Here is a 2,910-nt window from a genome sequence, read left to right as displayed (position 1 = left end):
CACCCTCACGATCCGCCGCTTCCCCCGCGCGTACACCCTCCCCGAGCTCATCGACCTCGGCTCCCTCGACGAGCAGATGCTGATGCTCCTCGCGGCCTTCGTCCGCGCCCGCTTCAACGTGATCGTCAGCGGCGGTACCGGCACCGGAAAGACGACGCTTCTCAACGCCCTCTCCGGCCTGATTCCACCCCGCGAACGCATCATCACCATCGAGGACTCCGCCGAACTCCAACTCCAGCAGGAACACGTCATCCGCCTGGAGTCACGGCCCCCCAACATCGAGGGCAAGGGCCAGATCACCATCCGCGACCTGGTCCGCAACTCCCTCCGGATGCGCCCCGACCGCATCATCGTCGGTGAGGTCCGCGGCGGTGAGACCCTCGACATGCTCCAGGCCATGTCGACCGGCCACGACGGCTCCCTCGCCACGGTCCACGCCAACTCCGCCGAGGACGCCCTCATGAGGCTCCAGACCCTCGGCTCGATGTCCGAGGTTCTCATCCCCTTCGAGGCCCTCAAAGACCAGATCAACTCGGCGGTGGACGTGGTCGTCCAGCTCACCCGCTTCGCCGACGGCTCCCGCAAGGTCACCGAGATCGCCCTGCTCGTCTCGCACGGCCGCGAACAGTTCCGGATCGCCACCGTCTCCCGTTTCGCCCCCGACCCGCTCGGCGCCGACCGTGTCGTCCACGGCCGCTTCGAGCACCTGCCGATACCCCGCTCCGTCGTGGAGAAGCTGTACGTGGCCAACGAGCCGCTGCCTCCCGCGTACGGCGTGGCCGAGGCCGTCGACCCGCTCAACACCCGCCAGGCCATCGGATAGCCGAGAGCCCCGAGGAGGTAGGACCCGACCATGGCGACAACCGACAGCACCACCCTGCTGGCCCTGGGCGCCACCGTCCTCTGCGGCACCCTCGCCGTCGCGGGCGCGCACGTGTACGTCTCCGGCCGGGCCCAGCGCCAGGCCCTCGTCGACCGGCTGGCGGGCCAGCAGGGCGGCCCCCTCCGCACGGCGTCCGGCCGGGTGCGGCGCTTCACGGCCGTCGACCGCCGTCTGCGCCGCACCCGCCTGGGCCGCGCCATCCACCTCCGGCTGACCACGACCGGACTGGACCTCACGGCGGGGGAGTTCGCCACCTACGTCGCCCTGCTCGTCGTGGCGCTGTGGCTGGTCGCCGCCGCCACCCTGGCCCCCTTCTTCGGCCCGATCGCGGGCGCGGTGGGCGTGTGGGCGGCCGCCATCTTCCTCAACTGGCAGCGCCAGAAACGCATCGAGGCCTTCATCAACCAACTCCCCGACGTGGCACGCCTCCTGGCCAACGCCACCGCCGCCGGCCTGGCCCTGCGTACGGCCCTGGCGATGGCGGCGGAGGAGCTGGAGGCCCCCGCCGGTGAGGAACTGGCCCGGGTCGCGGACCAGTTGGCGCTCGGCCGCTCGGTCGACGACGCCCTCGGCGAACTCGCCGAACGCCTCCCCTCCCGCGAACTGATCGTCCTCGTCACCACCCTCGTCCTGTCCAACAAGGCGGGCGGCACGGTGGTCAGTTCCCTCCGCAACCTCACCCAGACCCTGGAGGACCGCAAGGAGACCCGCCGCGAGGTCCGCACCATGCTCTCCGAGGTCAACGCGACGGCCTTCACCGTCCCCCTCCTCGGCCTCGGCTCCCTCCTCCTGATCAACTCCTCGAACGACGGGGCCCTGGCCCGGGTGACCGGCTCGCCCCTCGGCCAGCTCCTGGTCCTGATCTCGATCGGCCTCTACACGGTCGGGTTCTTCGTCATCCGCCGCCTCGGCAAGATCGAAGTATGAGAAGGCCCCGGTGACCGACATGACGACCTCGACGCCCGCCTACCTCCCCCTCCTCCTGGCCCTCCTGATGGCGATCTCCGTGGCGGGCGTCCTCCTGGGCATCCGCATGATCCGCGCGGACGCGAAACTCCCCAGCGACCTGGCCCTCGCCCTGGAGGTGGGCGCCACCCGCGTCTCCAGGACGGGTTCGGCGGTCGACCGCCTGGGCATGCGCTTCGCGCCCCTCGTACTGCGCCTCATGGGCCCGCGCCGGGTCGAGGCCAAGCGCCACCGCATCGACATGGCGGGCAACCCGGGCGGCCTCACCCTCAACCGCTACGCCGCCCGCCGGGCCGTCTACGGCTTCTTCGGCGCCTTCATGGGCCTCGTCTTCCTCACCAGCGGACGCCCTCTGTTCGCCGCGTTCACCTTCGCCTTCGGTCTCCTCGCCGCCGACGCGGCGATCTGGCAGGCCGTCCGCGAGCGCAAGGACGTCATCGACCGCACGCTGCCGGACTTCCTGGACGTCCTGGCCGTGGTCGTCTCGGCGGGCCTGGGCTTCCGCCAGGCCCTCGACCGGGTGGCGGAGAAGTACGAGGGCCCCTGGGCCGACGAACTCCGCATCACCCTGCGCCAGATGGACATGGGCGTCAGCCGCCGCCAGGCCTTCGACGAACTCCGCCGCCGCAACTCCTCGGAACAGGTGGCCCAGTTCGTCTCGGCCCTCCAACAGGGGGAGGAACTGGGTTCCCCCATCGCCGAGACCCTGATCCAACTGGCCGCCGACATGCGCCGTACCGACGCGCAGAACGCCCGCCGCCGAGCGGCCCGCACCATCCCCAAGGCCACCCTGGTCACCCTCGTCTTCATGCTCCCGGCCACGATGATCCTCATCGCCACAGGCATGTTCCTGGGCTCGGGCACGAACTTCGGCGAAATCCTGGGCCGCTGATGAACCCCCAAGGCCCTCAGACCGCGCAAGGCCTCTGGCGGACCCGCCTGCGGCTCCTACTTCCATTTTTCTGCGCCCGCCCGTGCCGCTGGGGCGGCACGGGCGGGCGCAGGCGGCGCCTCGCAACCGCCGAGCAGCGGAACCCACCTCCGCCCGCCCCCGGCGAGGG

3 protein-coding genes are annotated in these 2,910 nt (G+C 71.1%); all 3 read left to right on the top strand.

Translation table 11 applies throughout. The features are described 5' to 3' along the window. The coding region (locus P1P70_RS42875; RefSeq protein WP_319247655.1) for a CpaF family protein at positions 1-823 on the top strand (823 nt) is incomplete at its 5' end. Between the two features lie 30 nt (positions 824-853). Then, positions 854-1,810, top strand: a complete 957-nt coding sequence (locus P1P70_RS42870) for a type II secretion system F family protein (RefSeq protein WP_319247653.1) — start codon at positions 854-856, stop codon at positions 1,808-1,810. A 19-nt stretch (positions 1,811-1,829) separates the two neighbouring features. After that, on the top strand, positions 1,830-2,741 hold the full coding sequence (locus P1P70_RS42865; RefSeq protein ID WP_319247657.1) for a DUF5936 domain-containing protein: 912 nt from the start codon (positions 1,830-1,832) through the stop codon (positions 2,739-2,741). Positions 2,742-2,910 lie beyond the last annotated feature (169 nt).

Origin of the sequence: Streptomyces sp. MB09-02B (genome assembly GCF_033794485.1) — a bacterium.
Lineage (GTDB): Bacteria > Actinomycetota > Actinomycetes > Streptomycetales > Streptomycetaceae > Streptomyces.
The sequence above is the reverse complement of the archived record's forward strand: the minus strand, read 5'-3'. Positions and strand labels throughout refer to the sequence as shown.

Coding starts and splice junctions, on each gene's coding strand:
- P1P70_RS42870 (WP_319247653.1), top strand. CDS start 854: ATGGCGACAACCGACAGCACCACCCTGCTGGCCCTGGGCGCCACCGTC.
- P1P70_RS42865 (WP_319247657.1), top strand. CDS start 1,830: ATGACGACCTCGACGCCCGCCTACCTCCCCCTCCTCCTGGCCCTCCTG.